The following is a 1,064-nucleotide window of genomic DNA, read 5'->3' as shown; positions in this document are numbered from 1 at the left end:
GGCCCGCCGTACGTGTCGCTCCCGCCCCGGCCCCGGGGCAGGCGTGGCGTGCCATTGCGCGGGTGTTCCGGGGCCGGACCGAAACGGGGGTCGGTGCTCGGTCCGGCCCCGGCCTCCGGCGCTCAGGAGTCGCGTCGAACAGCCTCGACGCGACGGCGCCGGAGCACCATGCCGGCCCAGCCCGCGCCGATCGCGGCAGCGCCGGCCAGCAGCAGCGGGCCGGTGGGCGAGCCGCCGCCGACGGCGGCGCTGGCGGTCGGCACCACGGCGCCGGCCGGCTCGTTGGCGTTGCCGCCGTGGCCGTGGTGGGCCACGGTCGACTTGGACAGGCCCGCGGTGATCTGCTCCTCGCTCGGCGCGGCCGGCGCCTGCGCGGCAGGCTCCGGTGCGGCGAGCGCGGCCGCGGCCGGCGCCGCGGCGGGCTGGGCGGCGGAGGCCTTCCCGAAGTCGATGTCCGAGCAGCTGTAGAAGGCCTCGGGGCTGTCGCTGCGCTGCCAGATCGTGTAGAGCAGCTGGCGGCCGGTGCGTTGCGGCAGCGTGCCGGCGTAGGTGTAGTAGCCGTCCGTGGCCGTCCGGGTGACCGGCACCTGGGCGACCGGGGCCGGGTCCAGGTCCGACCACTTCAGTGGCTGGGTCGGGTCCCAGCTCTGCTTGGTGATGTAGACGGTCTGGGTGCCGAGGTGCGGCGCGGTGGTGCGGAACTTGAAGGTGAACGAACCGGCGCTCACCGGGGTCGCCGGCCAGTCGGCGCGGGGGAGGTCGAGCGCCTTGTACTTGTCGCGGTTGGCGGAGCAGAGCTTGCCGTCCGGGATCAGCGCCTGGTGGTGGCCGTCCGCGTTGGCGATGTTGACCTCGTTCCAGTCGTACAGCGGCTGGGTGCCGCTCATCGCCACCAGGTCCTTGCAGATCTGGGACCTGGGGTTCTCCGGCCCTTCGGCGTAGCAGGCCGCGACCCGGCTCACCGGGTTGGTCATGGTGCCGTGGGCGGCGGCGGTGCCGGCGGTGGTGGCCGCCACGGCGAGGACCGCGGCGCCGATCACGCCGACGGACAGGGCACTTCGTTT

At 74.8% G+C, this 1,064-nt stretch carries 1 protein-coding gene; it reads right to left on the bottom strand.

All coding sequences use genetic code 11. The features are described from left to right. Positions 1-122 precede the first annotated feature (122 nt). A partial coding sequence (locus MCM47_RS41380; protein WP_308222644.1) for a lytic polysaccharide monooxygenase occupies positions 123-1,064 on the bottom strand: 942 nt, incomplete at its 5' end.

This window comes from Kitasatospora sp. A2-31, from assembly GCF_022288725.1.
GTDB lineage: Bacteria > Actinomycetota > Actinomycetes > Streptomycetales > Streptomycetaceae > Kitasatospora.
Note: the sequence above shows the minus strand (reverse complement) of the source record. Positions and strands in the feature narration are given on the sequence as shown.